Source organism: Clostridium sp. 1001283B150225_161107_B6 (assembly GCF_015556325.1).
In the GTDB taxonomy this organism is placed as follows: domain Bacteria; phylum Bacillota; class Clostridia; order Lachnospirales; family Lachnospiraceae; genus Enterocloster.
On sequence record NZ_JADNMD010000003.1, the window covers coordinates 598577 to 619574 of the forward strand.

Here is a 20998-nt window from a genome sequence, read left to right on the forward strand (position 1 = left end):
TGCGCCTTTAGCTCAGTTGGTAGAGCAGTAGACTCTTAATCTATTTGTCCAGGGTTCGAGTCCCTGAAGGCGCACTAAAAGGTCTGACTTTGCAGATACGGAAAGCTGCGGGGTCGGGCTTTTCTTTGTTATATAAAACACATGCCATACCATCATACAGGAGGAATTATGAAATATTTACACCGAACCGCCGGAATCATAACCGCATTTTGCCTGATGATTATCCTTTTCATCACTTCCGTGGAAGCAGTGGTATACTGGACGCCCGGTTATTTTGAAAAGGAGTACACAAAATACAATGTGCTGGACAGCCTGCCGTCCATGACCATGGACGACCTTCTCCATGTAACGGATGAGATGATGGATTATCTCAGGGGCGACAGGGATGACCTGCACGTAACCACCTCCATGGGAGGCGAACAGAGGGAATTCTTCAACCAACGGGAGATAGCCCACATGGAGGATGTACAGGTTCTCTTCCTGAAAGCGCTGTCCATCCGCAGGGTATGTCTGGTCCTCGCAGCCGGGCTCCTTATTCTCATGGCCGCCACCAAAGCCAGGATGGGACGGGTCCTTCCGCCTTCCCTGTGTATGGGGACAGGGCTGTTCTTTGCACTGATTACAGCCCTTGGCCTTATCATATCCACGGACTTCACCAAATACTTCATCATGTTCCACCACATCTTTTTCACCAATGACCTGTGGATTCTGGACCCTGCCACGGACATGCTCATCAACATTGTGCCGGAAGGCTTCTTCATGGACACGGCTGCCCGCATTGCCCTGCTCTTTGGCTCCCTGTCCCTGGTTCTGTTCGGGGTCTGCCTGTTCCTCACCATGAAAAACTGCAGGAAAGAAGGCTGATTGGACACAGATTAAGAAATAACGCCCCTCTCCAGCCTTTACTTGAAGCCGTAAATCCTTTATACTGTATCTTAGCAATGAAGTGAATGGAGAATATTTGGATGAAGCGATTCCTTGTGTTGTTTATATGCATCTGCCTGTCCGCAGGGCTCCTTCCCATGACAGCAATGGCAGCCCCAGAATGGCCCTCTGATGTGTCCATCCAGGCCGATGGGGGCATTGTCATGGACTCGGACACCGGAACAGTGCTTTATGGAAAGAACATGGACCAGCCCTATTACCCAGCCAGTATCACTAAGATACTGACAGCCCTGATTGTGCTGGAACGATGCGACCTGAACGAAATGGTCACCTTTTCCCATGATGATGTCTACAATGTGGAGGCCGGAAGCAGCAGCGCCGGCATTGATGAGGGGGATGTCCTGACGGTGCGTGACTGTCTCTACGCCCTGATGCTGGCCTCTGCCAATGAGAGCGCCAACGCCCTGGCCTGCCATATAAGCGGCTCCAGAGAGGCATTTGCCCAGCTGATGAACGAGAAAGCCCGTAGTCTTGGCTGTACGGGAAGCCATTTCAACAACCCCAGCGGCCTTAACGACGAGAACCACTACACCACGGCCCACGACATGGCCCTGATTGCCCGGGCAGCCATCCAGAACCCGGAATTTCTCACCATCAACGGCACCCGGAGCTATCAGCTTGCTCCCACCAAGCGAACCCCGGAAGGAGGCTATGTGGCCAACCACCACAAGATGCTGAATAAGAACGAGGCCGTGTATTATCCCGGCGCGTTTGCAGGCAAGACAGGCTATACCTCCCTGGCAGGCAATACCCTGGTCACCTGCGCCAGGAAAAATGATATGACGCTGATTGCAGTGGTGCTCAACGGCCACCAGTCCCATTATTCCGATACCAAGGCCCTTTTTGACTTTGGATTCCGCAATTTCCAGTCCCTGCGGACGGTTGACTACGAAACCAGGTACAAATCCCTGGAAAATGACATGACCATTGCCGGTATGACCTCAGGAGACAGCATATCCCTGGAGCTGGACCGCGGCGGCCGGGTGGTGATTCCCAGGGACGCCGACTTTACCGACACCCAGTCCACCCTGACCTATGATTTGGACGGCAGCCGTCCGCAGACAGCCGTTGCCTGTATCCGCTATACCTACAATGACAGGCCGGTGGGCTCCGTGTACCTGTGTTCCCCAGGCCTGGAGGGAAGCACGGTCTCCCTGGCATCCCAGGATGCCCCCGGCGGTTCAGCAGGAAACGCCGGCAGCCCCTCTGCCGCCTCCATGGACCAGACCCTGGCAGGGGCTCCCCACGGCCAGTCCGCAGTGCCCCAGGACCAGTCCCCAACGCCCCAGGACCAGTCCCCAACGCCCCAGGACCAGTCCCCGGCACAGGGAAACCAGGCTCCGGCATCGGAGGACCAGCACCCGGCGCAGGGAAACCAGCCCGCAGTTTCAGGCGCCTCCCCCCGCCAGGACATTACCTCCAAGGAAGGCACCGCCGCCAGCATCCGGATTCCGGCCAACACCCTGGCCATCCTGGGTATTGCATTTTCCCTGGCTGTTATCATTGCCATTGTGGCAGCTGTGAAAATCCACGTGCGAAGGAAGGAGGAGGAGGATTTATACCTGAGACGGCAGCGGAGGCTGGAACGTCTGGAAGATATCGGTTTTTCGTCCACTGACTTTGAGAAGCTGGTTGCCCAGCGCCGTGTCTCCGCCCCATCCCTGGGGGAAAAAGGAAAAAAAAGCAGGGGACGCAGGCGTAAAAGATTCTTTTTCCGTTGAACTTCCCCCCGGCATAGGCTATAATGAAAATTGTTAATTCATTCATGCAGCCGGAATACGGCCAATGCCAACAGGGGAATATGTAATGAAATCATTTCATTTAAATAAAACCGACCTTAAGGCTGCTGCCATGAATCTGGTAAGGAATCTGCCCATTACCATTGAATATATGGCTGCAGCCACTTTAGTCTCCACCATATTTTTTCACTTCAGCAACAATGTGACAAATATATCCATTATATACACCCTGGCCATCATCATGATTGCCCGTGCTACCAGCTGCTACGGCGCCGGTATCCTGGCCTCTCTCTTTGGCGTGTTCTGGGTGAATTTTGCCTTTACTTACCCTTACCTGACATTGAATTTCACTATGTCCGGTTATCCCATCACATTTCTGGGCATGGCCCTCATATCCAGCCTGTCCAGCAGCATCTGTATCATGATTACCAAGCAGAATGTCCAGCTCCAGGAAAAAGACCGCATGCTGCTCAATGCGGAGAAGGAAACCATGAGGGCTAACCTGATGCGGGCTATGTCCCACGACCTGCGCACTCCCCTGACCAGTATCATCGGCTCCAGCTCCACCTATCTGGACCAGGAGGATTTCATGTCCCCTGAGGAAAAACGGAAGCTGGTCAGGAACATAGAAGAAGATGCCCAGTGGCTTCTCAACATGGTGGAGAACCTGCTTTCAGTCACCAGAATCCAGGACGAAAAAGGCGTGGCCTCAGTGGCCAAGTTAGACGAATCCCTGGAAGAAGTTATTTCAGAATCCGTCCAGCGGTTCAGAAAACGGTTTCCGGATGTCCAGGTGCGGGTCAGTATTCCCGACTCGGTCATCATAATCCCTATGGACGCAACCCTGATAGAACAGGTAATCAATAATCTTCTGGAAAACGCCCTGTTCCATTCCGGCACCAATGGTCCCATCGACCTGGCGGTTACCACGGAACATCGGGTGCTCTCCGTATCCATCAAAGACTACGGAAAAGGGATTGCCCCCCAACTGCTGGATACCATATTTGACGGCGGAGGCGTATCGGAAAACCACACAGGAGACGGACACAAGGGAATGGGTATCGGCCTGAGCATCTGCAAAACCATTATCAATGCCCACGGAGGCGAGATACACGCCGGCAATCACCTGCGGGGCGCCCAGTTTACATTTACCTTACCAGATTGGAGGGAATACTAAATCATGAACACCAAAGCCAACATCATCATCATTGAAGACGAGAAGAACATCTGCAATTTCATAGAAACCGTCCTGTCCCCCCAGGGCTATCAGGTCACCAGCGCCTGCACCGGAACAGACGGACTTAAGCTCATTGAATCCCTGAAGCCCGATGTGGTACTTCTGGACTTGGGACTGCCGGATATGGACGGTCTGGAACTCATCCAGGAGGTCAGGTCCACCAGCACCCTGCCTATCATCGTGATTTCCGCCAGGACCCTGGAGCGCAGCAAGGTGGCTGCCCTGGACCTGGGAGCAGATGATTACCTTACAAAACCCTTTGGAACAGCTGAACTTCTGGCACGTATCCGCACAGCGCTGCGCCACAGCCAGAGAGCTGCCGGCACCCAGAGCCTTAAATATGAGGTAGGGGACCTTCTCATTGACTTTGAACGCCGCCTGGTAAAGGTAAAGGGGCAGGATGTCCATCTGACGCAGATTGAATATAAGCTGGTTTCCCTGCTGGCCCAGAACGCCGGTAAGGTCATGACCTACGAGAGCATTATTTCCAAAATATGGGGACCGTTTGCAGACAGCGACAACCAGATTCTGCGGGTAAACATGGCCCATATCAGAAGGAAACTGGAGGAAAATCCGGCTGAGCCCCAATACATATTCACGGAAATAGGAGTGGGCTACCGGATGCGCGAGGAATAGAACGAAACCGATGAATCAAAACAGGACTGCTCAAGACAGAGCGGTCCTGTTTTCAGTTCCTGAATTCATTCCTGCGCGTATCCCCGGATGTTACCGTTCAGCCTCATCCTGGTTTTATAGAAAATACCGCCCCAGTCCTTCCAGAAAATACTGTCCGGCCACAGCGCCCTGGTCCGGAACGCCCCTGGCTTTTGCTGAGAAAACAGCGGCCTTTCCATACTTGGGAAGCATATCCTCCGTGGCTCTGACGCCTTCCTTTGCACCCTCCACTGCCCGGCGGAGCATGGCTCCCATATCTGCGCCCTCAGCCAAGGCCTGCTGCGCCATCTTTGCCCCGGCATCCACTGCATCCAGGATGGTCCGGTCCCCCAGACGGCACTTCCCGCGGTGTGCAATCCCCACGGCAAAACCAGCGAGAAAATCAGCCAGTTCCTCAGGCCCCATCTCCCCCTTTTTTGCAAGGGCCTTACCGCCCTCCATGATTCCGCTGGACATCAGGGTTCCCATGGTAGACGGAACCAGACCAGCCATCTTCATGCCCGCCTTCATGAGTGTTTTTCCTATATCCCCTTCCACCTCATTCTCACGCATCAGCCGGGGCAGAGCCCCAAAGCCTTTCTGCATGGTCAGGCCCAGGTCCCCGTCCCCCATTCTGGCATCCATCTGGCAGAGCTCTTCCTTCTTCTCCGCAAAGATATCCGCAGCACCCTGAAAAAGGGCGGGAAGTTCACGACATGTAATCCGATCCATTTTTTCCTCCTTAACCAGCCATGTGGCTAATTCCTGTTAAACCTGGGTATAAAACGGCGTATGGACAGGCATATCCATCCACTGCTTCATCTCCTGGTCCGCCATACGGCAGATGGATATGGAAGCGCCGGCCATCTCCATACTGGTGGCATATTCGCCCACGAAGGTACGGTAAACCTTGATTCCCTTTTCTCCCAGAATGCGGTGCACGCTTCCGGACAGAATATAAAGCTCCTCCTGGCTGGTTGCTCCCAGACCGTTAATCAGCACGCAGACCTCCTCGCCCGGATTGAGAGGCATATCTCCCAGAATCTCCCCCAAGGATTCCTCCGCCAGTTCATCCGCTGTCTTAACCGGACCATTCCACACGCCGGGTTCTCCGTGGATTCCCATTCCAAAGGCCATCTCGTCCTCTGCCAGGGTGAAGTTGGAATGACCGATTTCCGGTATGACGCAGGGCGTCAGGGCAAAGCCCACGGTCCTGGTATTGTCCTTTGCCTTTGCCGCCGCGGCCAGCACTTCCTCCAGCGTTCCCCTTCCGGCAGCCATGGCCCCGGCGCATTTATACATGAAAAAGATTCCGGCCACGCCGCGGCGCACCGAAGCATCCTGACTGGACAGCACATCGTCCGCGCCCACGATACTGGCTGTTTTGATATCATCCATGTCCAGCATCTCCGCCGCCATATCAAAGTTCATGATGTCCCCGGTGTAATTCCCATAGAGGAACAGGACTCCGGCGCCAGCCTCCACCTCCCTGGCCACATTGTAAATCTGCTCAGAAGAGGGGGACTGGAACACGCCGCCTACGCCGCATCCATCCAACAGGTTCTCACCTACATATCCGAGGAACAGGGGCAGATGCCCTGTGCCTCCTCCGGTGATGATGGCCACCTTGCCCGGTTTCTTCTTTGCCGTGCAGTAGCAGCGGAGGTCATTCTCCGCATATTTTACCATATCTCCGTGGGCTGCGTAGATTCCCCGCAGCATGTCATCTGTATAAGCTTCCGGGGTATTTATTATTTTCTTCATCTATGTCCTCCTAAATCCTTCTAAAGAATGATTTCTTTTGGATAAGCCCACTTCTGCAGTTCCTCTTCAGGAAGGGCATGGGGTTCCGTTCCCTTTCCTGCAGCCAGGGTGATATAATACATCTCCGCAATTTCCTCCACATACTGGGCCTTCAGAAACGCCGCATCCATGTCCTTATCCGCCGCAATGGCGCCGTGGCTCTCCATCAGGCAGCAGTCATACTCCTTCATTACCTCTGCCACCTTCTCAGCCAGGTCAACGGTGCCGGCTCTTCCATAAGGCGCCACGGGCACGGTTCCCGTCTTACCCAGGTAGGCGCACTCATATACAATGGAAGGAATGGGTTTGTTCATAATGGAAAATGCAGTTGAATAGCGGGCATGGGTATGCACAATGGCCCGGATATCCTTCCGCTCCTTATAAATGTACAGGTGCATCATGGCCTCACTGGATGGTTTGACCTCCTGTGCCCTCTCTATCACCTTTCCATCCAGGTCCATGACACAGACGTGCTCCGTTCCCAGCACGTCCCTCGCCACACCGCTGGGCGTGATTACCACATACCCGGTTTCCGGGTCATATATGCTGAAATTCCCTGATTTGTGTTTGCACATGCCAAGGCGTTCCGCCTCCTTTGCAGCCGCAACCACCTGCTCCTTTAATGTCTCTAGCATGTAAAATCCCTCCGCGCCGCCCTTACAGGCAGCCTTTCTGTATCATGATGCAGGCGTAAAATGCCGTTTCCGTGGTGGATACCACCGCATAAGCCTCCTTTGCCGCGTCATAGAACGCGAACCGGTCCAAAAAGCCCACTGCGTCCGCACCACGTTGGTCATGTTTTGCCACAATATCCGTAAACTCGTCCCAGACCGGGCACTCCAGGTCACGGTGCATATCCATTTTATCCATGATTGTAACAGGCTTCTCCACAAAGCCGTCCAGGGGCATCAGCTCCAGTATGGCATCCAGCATGTCGGTGGCCCGGTGCCCGTCACACCGGATGTTAATATGATTCTTCTCTGCTGCAATGGATGCAGCCGGAAAATTCGCATCCCCGATAACCAGAGTGTCTCCGTGTCCCATCTCATGCAGGACCTTTAACAGCTCAGGCGAAATGCTTGCAGGTATTCCACTCAGCATATGCTTACCTCCCTATTCCCAATGACTCAAATGCCTTGTCATAGGGCGCATGGCACATCCCCTTTTCTGTGATAATGCCCGTAATCAGGGAATGGTCCGTCACGTCAAAGGCCGGATTGTACACATTGATTCCTTCCGGAGCCATGCGCTCCCTGTACCACATCTCCGTCACCTCGTCAGGGCTTCGCATCTCAATGGGAATCTGCTCTCCGGTCAGTGTATCCATGTCAATGGTGGAGGTAGGCGCGCACACATAGAAGGGGATTCCATAGTGCTTTGCCAGAATAGCCACGCCGCTGGTCCCTATCTTGTTGGCAGCATCGCCGTTTCTGGCCACCCGGTCGCAGCCCACAAAGATGATGTCAATTTTCCCTGACTTCATGAGTATGGAAGCCATATTGTCGCACTGAAGGGTGGTGGTGATTCCCGCATTATACAGCTCAAAAGAGGTAAGGCGGGCGCCCTGGAGAAGAGGCCTTGTCTCATCGCAGTAAACATGCATGTCGGTTCCCGGCCATCCCTTTTCCAACGCAATATACATGGGCGCTGTTGCTGTTCCGTATTTGGCGGTGGCCAGGGTTCCTGCATTACAGTGGGTCAGGATGCCTATTTCCGCTCCCTCCTTCTTAAGTTCCTTCAGCAGTCCAAAGCCAATCTCACCGATTCCGCGGCTAATCCCAACATCCTCCTCCCGAATCTTATCCGCCTCCTCAAAGAGAAGCTCCTTGATTGCAGCCACTTCTTTATCCTTGTTGGCAACAGCAGCGGCCTCCATACGGTTCAGTGCCCAGAACAGATTGACCGCCGTTGGCCTGGACGAGGCCAGATAATCCTTTAATTCCTTAAACTTCCCATAAAATGCATCATACCGGTCCTCATCAATGCCAGCTGCCAGCAGGGCTATGCCATAGGCAGCAGCCGCGCCGATTGCCGGAGCCCCGCGGACCCTCAGCTTCTTGATTGCCTCCCAGATTTCCTCCTTTGTATTCAGACTGATACGCTTAATGGTACCAGGCAGAAGCGTCTGGTCTATGATGTCCAGAGAGCTTCTGTCCTCCCTCATCCTGACCGTAATCACCTCGTCAAAAAATTCCTCAACCGTCATGGTTTTTATGCCTCCTTCTCTCCTAAACCTGTGTAACCCCCATCTTCCGGCTGACCCTGTGCCTCAGCCTTCCAGGGTCCTTTCCGCTGTTTCCTTTGCCCTTAATACAGCTGCCACATAATCGGCTCCGGCCTTAAAGGCTCCCTGGTTCATGATATATTCCTTGCCTGCCAGTATATTGATTCGCTCTGCAAGGAGGCGTTTTTTCTCATCCCGGATGGTAGTCACATCCACTACATTGGCCATGCCAACGGTTCTCCGGTGCAGCTCCGTGCCCGCATAACCGGCAGTATCCCTCAGGATGCCGTCAAAATACCACTCCTTAAAGCCCTTTACCTTTGCCATTGGCTCTGTCACCGCCTCGTCATATTTCCTGCCGAACTTCTCAATAAAGAGGTCCACTGTCTCCTCTATGGTCCTAAGGCACCAGTCGCAGAAGGCTGCATCATCCGTGGAAAGGCCGTTGTCATATGCAAATATCAGGTTTGCCACCACATTTCCCACATCATAGCCCATGGGAGCGTAGGTTCCGAATTCACAGTCAAATATCTTGGTGGAATCCTGGCGGATAAAGATGGAGCCGGTGTGGAGGTCGCCGTGCAGAAGCGCCTGGGCATCTGTCATAAAGCGGAACTTAAGCTTGCTCACCTCCAGGTGGAGCGCCTCATCCCCGTAGAGCTCCTTCTTCACGAAATCCGCATTGGGCCCATACACATTGTTACGGTCATATAAGTCCATATAGGGCTCCATGAGCACCAGCTTTTCCGTGATATCACAGAGGTCAGGCGAAATAAACTTTTTTACCAGCTCCTTTTTCTCCTTGTGGTCCATGACCACGTCGCTGCTCAAAAGAAGGGTGTTCACCATAAAGGTGGAGACATCCTCAGCAAACCCAGGAAATGTTTCATGCTTCAGCATGGCATCCCGCATAACCGCATAATCAGAGCAGTCTTCCATGCCGCAGGCGCACATGACCGTGTCAAAGAAATACACATGAGGAACCATTCCCGGCGCATACTGGTCCTCCAGCATGAGAATTTCGGATTCCAGGCGGTTTCTGTCCCTGGATGGCTTTATGTCCTTGGATATCCTGGCCTCGGACCCGGCCTGTTTAATATAGATGGAATGCCCCTTGCCGTCCCACACGCGGTACACATAATTCAGGTTGCCATGGGAAGGGGGAACCACTGCTTCCATGGAATCACGGTCCCAGGGAATCTCCGCAGCCTTTTCCAGCGTATACTCAATAACATCCCCCACGTTCATCTGAAAATATTGATTGAATCTTGACATATGTAGTAACCTCCCACTTAATCTTCTTTCTTAGACGCATAAGCCGCAATAAGCGCCAGCGCCAGTACAGCACCCTTTACTGCAGGCAGAACATAGAACGGAACCGCACAGATGGTAAGGCCGTTCTCCAGTGTGGAGACCAGCATTGCGCCTATCATGGTACCCAATGCATTGGGCTTCTCCGCTCCGCCCACGGTCCGTCCCACGAAAACAGCTGCCAGAGACGGCATCAAATAATTATCACAGCACATAACCTGCGCAGAGCTTCCCCTGGATGCCACCAGGATACCGCCGATGGCGATGAACACAGCGGTAATCATACCTGCCAGATAGCGGTATTTCTTTACATCAATACCGGACAGCTTTGCAGCCTCCTTATTGCCGCCCATGGCATAGAGATACCGGCCATGCTTGGTAAAGTTAAGGAAGAGATAGGCCACAAGCACACAGCCCAGCATAATGATGATAATCCACGGGGCGCGTCCGATGGCTGAAAATGACTCCGAAAGCGCGGTGCGTGCAGGCGCCGCCCCCCAGGAAGTCTTCATGCCGGTGGAGACTGCGCCTCCGCCTATGTACCACTGGCCGATTCCCTGATGGACAAACATCAGGGCGCAGGTAGCAAGCATATCCGGAATCTTGCAGACAAGAATCAGGAACATGGTCAGCTGATACATGACCAGGGTGGCCAGAATACAGATTATAATCGACATCCCCAGGGACTGTCCCAGCCAGAGATATGCAGACACAAACACATAAGCAGAGCAGCTGGCCAATGTTCCGGCGGACATGTCAAAACCGTCCGGCGCCATGGTAATAGTGGCCGCTATGCCGAATACCGTATTAATGGCCATTGCCCTGAGAATATTCACCATGTTGCTGGTCGACATAAAAGAGCCGCCCTTATAGGCTGTAAATGCAATAAAGCAAACAAGCAGCGCCAGGACCGCAGCCCAATCCACTAAAAATCTTTTAATATTTGTACGACTTTTCATCGCTACCCTATTCCTCCTGTCTATTATTTCCCGTTCTGATTGTCTTTCCCGCCAACTGAGTAGTACATAATTTCGTCCTCCGTGGTCTTAGCGGTTTCCAGCTCTGCCATGACTGTCCCATTGTACATAACATACATCCGGTCCGTCAAAGACAGCAGCTCCGAGTTTTCACAGGAAGCATAGATAACGCCATTTCCCTGTTTTGCAATTTCATTGATTAAATGGAAAATGTCCTGTTTTGCCCCCACATCCACTCCCTTTGTGGGCTCGTCAAATATGTATACATCGCAGTCAGCCGCAAGCCATTTTCCCACCGCCACCTTCTGCTGGTTGCCGCCGGAAAGGTTCTTGACCTGCTGCCGCACACTTGGCGTGGCAATCCCAAGGTCCTTTACGAACTGTTTGGCGTTTTCCTCCACCTTACGCCTGCGGATAAAAGGCCCTGTGCAGAACCTGGAGAGACATGCCGCCGATAAGTTAAAGCTCACGTTCTCATTTACCAGAACCCCCTCCTTACGCCGTTCCTCCGGCACCAGGGCCATCCGGTTCTTTACTGCTCCTGAGGGATTTGTTATCTTTAACTCCTTGTCCTTCAGGATAACCCGCCCGTCCGTCTTTTTATATGCCCCGAAAATGGTCTTGCAAAGTTCGGATTTTCCGGCACCCACCAGGCCGGCAATTCCTACCACCTCGCCCTTCTTCACCTGGATGGACACATCCTTTACCTTTCCGCCTGCGCCGGATAAACGTTCTGTCCGAAACAGCACCTCTCCAATCCGGCAGGCTTCCTTTGGAAAGTTCTCCTCGAACTTGCGCCCCAGCATCTTCTCCACAATCTCTTTTGTGGTAGTATTGCCTGTTACCGGCGTGGTGTCAATGAGTTTACCGTTGCGCATTACCGTATAATTCTCGCAGACCTCCAGGATTTCATTTAACCGGTGGGAAATAAAAAGAATTGCGATATTCTCGGTTTCATGCAAATGCTTGACAATCCGGAACAGTTCCTCTGTCTCGGTATTGCTTAAAGGAGCAGTCGGCTCGTCAAGAATCAGGAAATTACATTCCGACCGGATGGCCTTGGCAATGAGCACCATCTGCTTCTGGGCCAAAGACAGGTTCTGCACCAGTTCATGCTCATCCACCTGTTCACGGCTGATATGCAGCCGGTCCAGGGCTTCCCTCCCCTGCTTATATGCTTTTTTCCAATTTACGATATAGCCGCTCTTTCCCATAACCATATCGTTCTGTACAATGTTCTCCGCAACCGATAAGGTGGGGTATAATGCCATATCCACTTCCTGATACACAATCTGGATTCCCAGCTTCTTGGCATCCACCGGCGTCCTGACCTCCACCTTTTTTCCATTCAGCAAAACTTCTCCTGTATAAGTGGAATTTGCCCCTGCCAGCACCTTCATCAAAGTGGATTTCCCTGCGCCGTTGGCACCCACAACTGCCCGGATTTCACCGGTTGAAACCTCAAAATTAATGTCGTCAAGTGCTTTCACGCCCGGAAATTCAATGGAAACATGTTTTGTTTCTAATTTAATCCTATCCATGGAGTCCCTCTTTTCAGCAATACATCCGTTTTAAAAAGGGAAACGCAGGCCAAAACCCGCGTTTCCCTAAAAAAACGATTGCCTGTGGTTTTGTGTTTAAAAGAAAACCTCGTTTTTTACTGGCCGCTTATTTGTGAATCAAATCCTTTGGCATCCAGTCCGCTGCAGACAGATAATCCAGATTTCCATAAGTCTCCCCGGCAATATTGCCCAGGTTCTCCACCGTGGAATCAGACTTCAGCGCATCTGCCTTGATAGCAGTGCCCGGAACCTCAACAACGTCCACGCCGCTCTCACCGGTTGCAGGGTCAAAAATCTTATCATACTGGTCTGCCAGCTCCAGCATCAGGATACGCATGCCAATCTCGCCGTTCATGGTCCAGTCGGTTGTGCCTGCTGCGGTCCAGATGTCAGGACGTGTCTGCATGTTGGTCACGTCAACCGGGTCAATGTCAACCGATGCCATAGGAAGTGCGTCGCCGTTTTTGCCGTTAAAGTTGTCATTTTCAGCAATTGCATTGTAAACGCCCTGGCCGTACAGGTCATAGTAAGCAATGACGCCATCCACATCAGCCCGGTTCACGCCCTGCAGATATGCGGCAGTCACTGTATTGGCAGAGTCAACGGAATCCTGAAGAGGCTGTACCTCGCCTACGGTTACAATCTTGCCTGCAGCCTCATACTCCTGCCAGCCAACCTCGCGGCGGTCAAATGGGCTGTTGTAGTTAGGACCTCTCCAAACCTTAATCAGGCGGACGCCCTCGCCGTACTTGTCAATCATCTGGTCCAGAAGAACGGTTACAAGGGATTTATCCTGCTGGAACATCTGGGTAACGCCGGGAAGCTTCTGGTACTCTCCGTCGGTGTAGAACTGTGTGTCAAAGGTGACAATCTTCATATCCGGATACTGCTCCGTGATTTCCTTCAGGAATACATAGGAGCCGTCCTGGTTGCCGTGGCTGACCAGAAGCCCGTCATATCCTGCGGATGCACAGGTACGGATGGTGTCCTGCCACTTGTTGAAGTCGCCGTCGCAGAAGAAGAAATCAAACTTTACATCCAGTGCATCGCAAAGGGATGCGCAGGAGTCCTTCCACATCTGGAAAATGGTTGCGGAGGGCAGAAGCATGATATAAGCCACCTTCTTGCCTGCCACCGGGTTCTCCGCTGCCGCCGGCGCCGCTGTGGTATCTGCCGCCGCCTCAGCTGCCGTGGTCTCCGCTGCCGCTGCCGCGGTTGTTTCCGCCTTTGTCTCCGCTGCCGTGGTGGATGAACCTCCTGAGCCGCCGCAGCCTGCCAGCAGGGATGCCGCCATAGCGGCAGCCGCAATTACACTGACCACTTTTTTCATTTTTTTCATTGTACTCTTTCCTCCTTTTTGTTATTGATATTGTTTACTAAACAATATATTTTCTTTGTTCTTTGTGTTAATTAAATAGTACAACTGTTTTTCCTCAATGTCAATATCTCTTTGGTAATTTTGTTATTAATTTCCATAAATTATTGTTTTTATTGTGCATTTTAATTACACAAATCAATAAACAGTGTGTATTATACCTTTTTGTATTTGTTTTTTGTTTAGTAAACATTTAAATTTCACATATGGAATTGACCCGGTTTCAACCCTGTGATATAATTCAATCTATAGTATGATTAGTAAATCACATGGATTGTTCAATATTGTTTATCTTAAAATCTACAATCCGGAAAGAGAGATTCCATATGACCGTCAGAGAGCTGGCCAAGCAGATTGGCGTTTCGCCCGCAACCATTTCCATTGTGCTGAATGGAAAAAAGGGAGTCAGCGAGGATACGCGGAAAAAGGTGCTGGAGGCAATAAAAGCCTGCCAGTACTCCCCCCCTTCCCGCAAACCTAAAAGCGGCAAAAACGTGCTCCTGGTAAAATACTATAAAAGCGGTATGCTGGTAGAGGAAAATCAGGGATTCATATCCATGATTATTGACTCCATTGAGGAGCAGCTCCGCGCAGAGCAGCTGGGCATGACCATGACAGTGGTCAAAACCGGCTTAAAGTCAGCCCTTGATTCCATTGATTACAGCAAGTACTGCGGGATGTTTCTGATTGCAACCGAGGTAATGCGGGATGAGTTCTCAGCCCTAGATTCCATTCCCATCCCCTTTGTGGTTGTGGACAACACCGTCCCCAACCATTACTGTAGCAGTGTATGCATGAACAATGCGGAAAATGTCCACATTGCCCTCCGGCACTGTAAAAAATGCGGACATACCCAACTGGGCTACCTGGGCAGCACCACGGGGGCTGAAAATTTTAACGAGCGGCATATTGCCTTTCTCCGATATGTAAAAGAATTGGATTTTCAGTTTGACCCAGAGAACGAATTCCGCGTAAAACCCACCATGCTGGGGGCCCATGATGATTTTTTCAGAATACTGGAGCATAACCCCAGGCTACCTTCCTGCTTTTTTGCGGAGAACGACACCATTGCCCTGGGCGCCATGAAGGCCCTGAAGGAAAAGGGGTATAAGATTCCCAACGACATCTCACTGATTGGCTTTGACGATATACCCTATTCCTCCATAAGCTCCCCCGCCCTGACCACCATCCATGTGCAGAGAAAGATAATGGGGAAGCAGTCGGTCATCCAGCTGATGCAGCTAATCGAGGACCCCCGGTTCATGCCCATGAAGACCCAGATTACAGGAAAGCTGGTAGAACGCTCCAGCGTAAAGCAACTGGCATAATGAAACAAAAATCCCCCCGGCCTCTCGTATTGGAGGACCGGGGGGAATGCGGTTATGAACAAATTTTATCCGACTCATTCTGTTTGCTTCTTCCCTTCAGGGGCTTGGAGGAGGGCTTGGACGGGGACTTGGAGGAGGGCTTATGATGTGCCTTGGCATTGCGCTTTTTCCTGCCGTCTTCTTTTTTCTGGACCAGAAGCTCCACATCCTGGGAATCCGCCATCTTGGCTGTCTTCACAGCATAAAAGCGGTCATCCTCCGATTTCTTCACCCTTATTTTTCCTTTTACAAACCCATGTTCCGGGCATACGGCCAGGCAGAAATAAAATCTCTGCCCATAGGGAAACCATCTCAGCTTCTTGCGCAGCATCCTGTTGCATTTCACGCACTTCATATCTGTAATATCCTTGTCCTTAAGGATATCTTCCCTGGAATCAAACTCCCTGGATACATACTTGGAATACTCAGGGAAATACAGCCGGTATTCCTCAGCCTTATTCCTGGGAAGTCCGTAATAATCCACTGACACATAGGTTCCAAATGTCTCCATGTCCAGCGCTGAAAGAATACGGCCCGTATAATAGGCATCATCCAGCGCCCGGTGAAAGGGCCTCTCCTCTTCCATGCCCTGCAGCTGCACCGCCATATCAAGGGACACCTTGTTCTTCCCATCCCCGTATTGAAGGCAGTAAAGCTTCTGGATATCCAGGTAAAGCAGCGGCCTTGGAAAGGGATTGGGAAGCTTATGATACGCCATATTCCGCTGAAGCTCGGTTAAGTCCATGGAACCCCAGGTACAGAAGCAATACTCCTCCTGACCGCACCATGCCAGAAACCTCTTCATAACCACGTCAAAGGGCTCTCCTTCCTGGCGCAGCTCCGCCATATCCATGTGGGTCACTTCCGATATCTTAAAATGCATCTTTTTATAGACCTTGGGCCGAATCAGCTTGTGAAAGGTTCCTGTCTCTTCAAAATTCCCATTCAGCTTCACTGCTCCGATTTCTATAATTTCAAAAGGAAGATGCTCCACTGAATCTTCCTTTCCATTGGGACTCTGGTTCCATTCCAAATCAAAAACAATGTAATTCATCTCTTCATCCTGTCACTATGCAATCTCAATTTACTTACCTATCTTACCATATAGGAAAGAATATGGAAAGGGGCTATTGATGTCATTGATTCCCAGTATTTCCAATTCTGTTTTATTTTTAACTGTCATTGTCCTGCCCGCGCCAACGGTATATTCCACTTATATCTTCGGTTAACCAGACAGCGCCAAATTGTCAACTATATTTCATTTTTATGTTGACAATCCAATACCGACTCTCTATAATAAGTAAAATATAACGGCAACTTTCAGTGAGGTATCCTATATGATAAAACTAATACAAGCTGCCTGCCAATGGGGAAAGAAGGACTATGACGGCTGGGTCATTGGAAAGGCCCGGTACTGTATCCGCAACCGGGCACAGCCTGTGGCATATGAATCCGTTCCGCGCAAAAGTATTCCCGGATATGTGCAGCTGGAAACTGTGGCATACAGTGCAGGGGGCCTGCCCTGCCAGACCCTTGAAATCTGCCTTGTGGATACCGGGGATTCTGGGCCTGCCGGACACTTTAAAATACCTGAGGCCCCCAGGCTTTCCGCCAAAACCGGCTCATCCGATACCCAGACAGACGGCGCTCCGGCACGGGCAGGCCTACCTCCCCCTCTGACTATGACCTTTTCTTCCAAGGGCCTGCAGCAATTCCTGTCTGTTTCCGGAGACACCAACCCAATTCATCTTGGGCCGGGTGCAGTCATTCCCGGCCTGTGGATACTCAGCCGGCTGGATGAAATCTACGGCAGACTCAGCCCTGTCAGAACCCTTTCCATACGTTTCCTGAGTCCTGTCCACACGGACGACTTTGTGCGCCTGATGCAAAAAGGCAACCGGGTAACAGGAACCGTGGGAAATATTACCTGCTTCACCATGACCATCCATACACCAGACCAAACCATAAAACGGAGGTAATCATGAATCAGAAATATAACACCGTGGAACTCACTAAAATGGCACTGCTGACCGCCTTAATCTGCGTCTCAGCCTATATTGTCATCCCCCTTCCCTTTACACCGGCCAGCCTGACGGCCCAGACCCTGGTTGTCAATCTCATTGCCCTGCTTCTGACTCCCAGGCAGGCAGCATTCACCATGGTCGTGTACATCCTTCTGGGACTGACCGGCCTGCCCGTATTCTCCGGTGCCATCGGAGGCCCCGGAAAGCTCTTTGGTCCAACCGGCGGCTATATCATGTCATGGATTCCGGCCGTCATCCTCATGTCATGGCTAAAGGGAACGCATTACAGCTTTAAGCGTTATTGTCTGGTGACCATCCTGATTGGGATGCCCGTCATTTATCTGATGGGAAGCGCCTATATGAAATTCATAACCGGAATGGACTGGGCCGCCACCTTTACTGCTGCCGTAATTCCCTTTATTCCCCTTGATATCTTCAAATGCTTTGCTGCCGCCCTCATTGCAAAACCCGTACAGATAAGCCTGTCAAACGCCCAAAGGGCACGATAGGAGGCGTTCATGGATAAGGTATTCATACTGGGCGGACTGCGCAGCTATATTGGCGTGAGAAACAGCGCCTACCGCCATGTACCCGCAGAGCTTCTGGGGGCGGCTGTGTTAAAAGAGCTGACCTTCCGGTATCAGCCAGAAGAAATTGATATGATTATCTGCGGCAACTGCGTTGGAGGCGGCGGCAATATTACCCGTCTCATGGCGCTGGAGGCAGGACTTTCAAACACCATTCCTGCCTTTACATTGGACCTGCAGTGCGCCTCCTCCCTGGAAGCTGTCATAACAGCCGCAGCCAGGATACAGAGCGGTCTGGCTGACCTGGTGGCTGCCGGAGGTTTTGAAAGCAGCTCCACCCAGCCTGTGCGAAGCTATAACCCCAACCATCCATATACCGGCGCCTGCCTTGCTTCCAGTCTTAATACAGGCGGTCCGGACAATTCCCCGGCCTACAGCACCGCCAAATTTATCCCCGGTCCTCATCGGGAGGATGTGATGCTGCAGGGCGCGGAAAAGACCATCTGCCATTACCATATAAGCCCCGGCGAAATGGACGCCTGGGTGCTGGAAAGCCACAGACGGGCTGTCAGGGCGCGCCAGGAAGGCCTTCTTGAAGGCATAACCGTCCCTGTATACGGCCTTGACCATGACGAAGGAATCCGGCCCCGGCTGAACCAGCGCCTGCTGGACCGCCTGCCCTGCGTCCTGAAAGATGGCCGGTATCTCAATGCCGCCAATGCCTGCACCATGAATGACGGCGCCGCCTTCCTTCTTCTCTGTTCAGAGCGGTATCTGAAAAAGCATAAACTTACCCCCCGGTTTTACCTTACAAATGCATATACGGCCGGGGCAGACCCGCTTATGAGTCCTGCCTCTGTCCTGCCCGCAATCAGGGGACTTCTGGACCGCAGCGGACTCTCCATGGATGAGATAGGCGCCATTGAGTGCAATGAGGCCTTTGCAGCCATTGATGTCCTGGTCAACAGGGCTTATCCGGATATATCTTCCCGGTACAATCAGCTGGGCGGCGCCCTGGCTTATGGGCATCCCTATGGTGCGTCCGGCGCTATCATTCTCCTTCACCTGATGAAATCCATGGAGCAATCGGAAAGTGCCCGGGGTATTTGCTGTGCAGCAGCTGCCGGCGGGATTGGAAGCGCCATTCTTCTCGAACAGTAATCAGCGCTCTTTTCCCGGATGCCATACACAGAAAGGTGCCACCTATGAATCACAAGGATTATCTCTCTATTATTCAGTCAATTCCGGCCCACAGGACAGCCCTGATTGAGGACGGACAGATTTATACATATGGTATGCTTGCCGGGGAGTCCGGACGCATCCGTTCCCTGTCTCCCAAAACTGCGGCCCCTTCTGCGGTATGGGTCAGAGAGTCCTCTGTCCATAATCAGCTGGTACATTTCCTGGCATTAAGCGGTACATCCCAGGTTCCCGTCATCATACCCGCCGATATGAAATGTCTGCCCCATATCCCGGCAGCAGAGACTGTCCCGGACGGGGCCTGTATGGGCGTCCTTACCTCCGGTTCAACGGGCCAGCCCAAGCTGTGGTACCGTACCCGGGAAAGCTGGTCCTCTTTCTTTCCCACTCAAAACGCGATTTTTGGAATAACTGACAGGACCCGTCTCTTTGCACAGGGCAGTCTGGCATTCACCGGCAATCTGAACCTGTATCTGGCCCTTCTGTCCGCAGGGGCGGCCATCATCACCGCCTCCCCTGTAAATCCCTCTGTGTGGCGCAGGGAAATAGAACGCCACGATGCAGATTCCCTATATCTTATCCCCTCCAAGCTCCGGCTTCTGGCAAAATACGCCTCCCATCCCTGTCTCAGCATCAGGACCATCCTGGCTGGTTCCCAAAGTCTTGGGCGCAGGGATATGGAGCTGCTGAAAGCCGCTTATCCTGACAGCCGCTGTATCCTGTACTATGGGGCCAGCGAGCTGAGCTATGTCACCTGGTTGACGGACCGGGAAATGAATGATAACCCGGCCTGCATCGGAAAACCCTTTCCCGGCATAGACGTAACCCTGAAGGACGGTGAAATCTACGTCAGCACCCCTTACTCCGCCATAGGCATCGAAGGGCCCTGGAGCGTTGGAGATATGGGCTATATGGACCGGAAGGGCTATCTGTACTTTAATGGCCGGAAGGACAATGTATACAATATTCACGGCCGTAAGGTCTCTGCGGTAAAAATAGAAAACGCTCTGAATGTTCTGTCTGAGATACAGGAGTCTGCCGTCATATTTCAAAACAATGCACTGCAGGCTCATGTGGTTCTCTCCGAGCCAACTCCTTCAGACCAGGATATGTCTGCCCTGCGCCACGCCATAAAAAAGGCGTTGAACGGCTGCCTGGAATCCTGGGAAATCCCCAGAGATATTATATTCCATGAGAGCCTTCCAAAAAACAACAGCGGAAAGACAGTCAAGAAACTGCTCTCCGCCAAAGAATAAAGGTTCTATACTGAATGTTGGGGTGTGCTGAAAAGCACACTTCCAACATTTTTTTGTTGTAATAAAATACATCTATTAGAAGCCTTCCAAACGCATCCATCATCGCAGATAAATATCACTTCATCCGGCAGGTGACATAGGCAATTGAAAACGTACGGAAACGCCTGCAGCGGTTCATGCCGGTTTCTCTGCGTAAGTATTATAAACGCAGCCGGAAACTCATTCTGAACGCGGATACTCCACTGTACATCACTGGAGCGGGATTTTACAAATCCCACCCCAACGATTGACAAAGAACAAAAAAAAGAACCACATATCCGTGATTCTTTCTGAGAGGCGACGACCGGAATCGGACCGGTGATAAGGGTGTTGCAGACCCGTGCCTTACCGCTTGGCTACGTCGCCATATTAACTTATAAATGACCCCAAGGGGATTCGGACCCCTGTTACCGCCGTGAAAGGGCGATGTCTTAACCGCTTGACCATGGGGCCTTGCATATATAAATTAAAAAACTCCCCGAGTAGGACTTGAACCTACGACAGCGCGGTTAACAGCCGCGTGCTCTACCGACTGAGCTATCGAGGAATAATGATACGCTTATTGTACTTTGCGCTGACCAAATCATTATACAATAACTTTGTCAAAATTTCAAGCACAAATATAACATTTTACGTACCCTCAAAACCACATATTGAATTCCGATTGTTTCACAAACCACTTTCCCTTAACCTTTTTGGATAAGCCCTCGACCGATTAGTATTAGTCAGCTCCGTACATTACTGCACTTCCACCTCTA

At 51.8% G+C, this 20998-nt stretch carries 19 protein-coding genes and 4 tRNA genes; 10 read left to right on the top strand and 13 right to left on the bottom strand.

The genetic code is table 11. The features are described 5' to 3' along the window. Position 1: 1 nt before the first annotated feature. The 5 genes from I2H39_RS11295 (at position 2) to I2H39_RS11315 (ending at position 4557) form a co-directional block, all read left to right on the top strand. A tRNA-Lys gene (locus tag I2H39_RS11295) sits at positions 2-74 on the top strand. A gap of 94 nt (positions 75-168) precedes the next feature. Then, the gene (locus I2H39_RS11300; RefSeq protein ID WP_195626478.1) at positions 169-864 is read left to right on the top strand and encodes a TIGR01906 family membrane protein; all 696 of its coding nucleotides are present in this window, start codon (positions 169-171) and stop codon (positions 862-864) included. 101 nt (positions 865-965) lie between these two features. Further along, entirely contained in the window at positions 966-2666 is a 1701-nt protein-coding gene (locus I2H39_RS11305) for a D-alanyl-D-alanine carboxypeptidase family protein (protein WP_195626479.1), read from the top strand. 85 nt (positions 2667-2751) lie between these two features. Next, positions 2752-3861 (top strand): ATP-binding protein, encoded by a 1110-nt coding sequence (locus I2H39_RS11310; protein ID WP_195626480.1) that lies wholly within the window; start codon positions 2752-2754, stop codon positions 3859-3861. A gap of 3 nt (positions 3862-3864) precedes the next feature. After that, the gene (locus I2H39_RS11315; RefSeq protein WP_138311355.1) at positions 3865-4557 is read left to right on the top strand and encodes a response regulator transcription factor; all 693 of its coding nucleotides are present in this window, start codon (positions 3865-3867) and stop codon (positions 4555-4557) included. Positions 4558-4671: 114 nt separating this feature from the next. Here the strand turns inward: I2H39_RS11315 and I2H39_RS11320 are convergent, their stop codons facing one another. The 9 genes from I2H39_RS11320 to I2H39_RS11360 all read right to left on the bottom strand — a co-directional run bounded on the left by I2H39_RS11320 (position 4672) and on the right by I2H39_RS11360 (position 13791). After that, positions 4672-5307 carry a dihydroxyacetone kinase subunit L gene (locus tag I2H39_RS11320; RefSeq protein ID WP_138311356.1) on the bottom strand — a complete coding sequence of 212 codons (636 nt, stop codon included), beginning with the start codon at positions 5305-5307 and terminating at the stop codon, positions 4672-4674. 36 nt (positions 5308-5343) lie between these two features. Next, positions 5344-6339, bottom strand: coding sequence for a dihydroxyacetone kinase subunit DhaK (locus tag I2H39_RS11325; protein WP_138311357.1), 996 nt, complete (start codon positions 6337-6339; stop codon positions 5344-5346). Between the two features lie 20 nt (positions 6340-6359). Further along, positions 6360-7013, bottom strand: a complete 654-nt coding sequence (locus tag I2H39_RS11330) for a class II aldolase/adducin family protein (RefSeq protein ID WP_195626481.1) — start codon at positions 7011-7013, stop codon at positions 6360-6362. Between the two features lie 22 nt (positions 7014-7035). Further along, positions 7036-7479, bottom strand: a complete 444-nt coding sequence (locus tag I2H39_RS11335; RefSeq protein ID WP_138311359.1) for an RbsD/FucU domain-containing protein — start codon at positions 7477-7479, stop codon at positions 7036-7038. 4 nt (positions 7480-7483) lie between these two features. Beyond that, positions 7484-8584, bottom strand: coding sequence for an S-methyl-5-thioribose-1-phosphate isomerase (gene mtnA, locus I2H39_RS11340; RefSeq protein WP_138311360.1), 1101 nt, complete (start codon positions 8582-8584; stop codon positions 7484-7486). Positions 8585-8647: 63 nt separating this feature from the next. Continuing rightward, positions 8648-9877 (bottom strand): S-methyl-5-thioribose kinase, encoded by a 1230-nt coding sequence (mtnK, locus tag I2H39_RS11345; protein WP_138311361.1) that lies wholly within the window; start codon positions 9875-9877, stop codon positions 8648-8650. Positions 9878-9894: 17 nt separating this feature from the next. Further along, the gene (locus tag I2H39_RS11350) at positions 9895-10872 is read right to left on the bottom strand and encodes an ABC transporter permease (RefSeq protein ID WP_138311362.1); all 978 of its coding nucleotides are present in this window, start codon (positions 10870-10872) and stop codon (positions 9895-9897) included. 23 nt (positions 10873-10895) lie between these two features. Further along, the gene (locus I2H39_RS11355) at positions 10896-12431 is read right to left on the bottom strand and encodes a sugar ABC transporter ATP-binding protein (protein ID WP_138311363.1); all 1536 of its coding nucleotides are present in this window, start codon (positions 12429-12431) and stop codon (positions 10896-10898) included. A gap of 127 nt (positions 12432-12558) precedes the next feature. Further along, positions 12559-13791 (bottom strand): substrate-binding domain-containing protein, encoded by a 1233-nt coding sequence (locus tag I2H39_RS11360; RefSeq protein WP_138311364.1) that lies wholly within the window; start codon positions 13789-13791, stop codon positions 12559-12561. A 305-nt stretch (positions 13792-14096) separates the two neighbouring features. On the opposite strand from I2H39_RS11360, the gene I2H39_RS11365 reads away from it, so the two are divergent. After that, positions 14097-15155, top strand: coding sequence for a LacI family DNA-binding transcriptional regulator (locus I2H39_RS11365; RefSeq protein WP_207746791.1), 1059 nt, complete (start codon positions 14097-14099; stop codon positions 15153-15155). Between the two features lie 52 nt (positions 15156-15207). On the opposite strand, the gene I2H39_RS11370 is transcribed toward I2H39_RS11365, so the two are convergent. Continuing rightward, positions 15208-16248, bottom strand: a complete 1041-nt coding sequence (locus I2H39_RS11370; RefSeq protein WP_138311365.1) for a 3'-5' exonuclease — start codon at positions 16246-16248, stop codon at positions 15208-15210. A 283-nt stretch (positions 16249-16531) separates the two neighbouring features. On the opposite strand from I2H39_RS11370, the gene I2H39_RS11375 reads away from it, so the two are divergent. Genes I2H39_RS11375 through I2H39_RS11390 form a run of 4 tightly spaced genes read left to right on the top strand, consistent with a single transcriptional unit; the run spans position 16532 to position 20201 of the window. Continuing rightward, entirely contained in the window at positions 16532-17173 is a 642-nt protein-coding gene (locus I2H39_RS11375) for a hypothetical protein (protein WP_195626482.1), read from the top strand. Between the two features lie 2 nt (positions 17174-17175). Further along, complete coding sequence (locus I2H39_RS11380) at positions 17176-17727, top strand: biotin transporter BioY (RefSeq protein ID WP_195626483.1); 552 nt, start codon at positions 17176-17178, stop codon at positions 17725-17727. A gap of 9 nt (positions 17728-17736) precedes the next feature. Continuing rightward, entirely contained in the window at positions 17737-18906 is a 1170-nt protein-coding gene (locus tag I2H39_RS11385; protein ID WP_195626484.1) for a thiolase family protein, read from the top strand. A gap of 44 nt (positions 18907-18950) precedes the next feature. After that, a complete protein-coding gene (locus I2H39_RS11390; RefSeq protein WP_195626485.1) occupies positions 18951-20201 on the top strand; it encodes an AMP-binding protein in 1251 nt (416 codons plus the stop codon). A 334-nt stretch (positions 20202-20535) separates the two neighbouring features. On the opposite strand, the gene I2H39_RS11395 is transcribed toward I2H39_RS11390, so the two are convergent. The 3 genes from I2H39_RS11395 to I2H39_RS11405 form a co-directional block, all read right to left on the bottom strand. Then, positions 20536-20606: transfer RNA gene (locus tag I2H39_RS11395), tRNA-Cys, on the bottom strand. Between the two features lie 15 nt (positions 20607-20621). Further along, a tRNA-Glu gene (locus I2H39_RS11400) sits at positions 20622-20693 on the bottom strand. 21 nt (positions 20694-20714) lie between these two features. Beyond that, positions 20715-20787 (bottom strand) — tRNA-Asn (locus I2H39_RS11405). Positions 20788-20998: the final 211 nt, after the last annotated feature.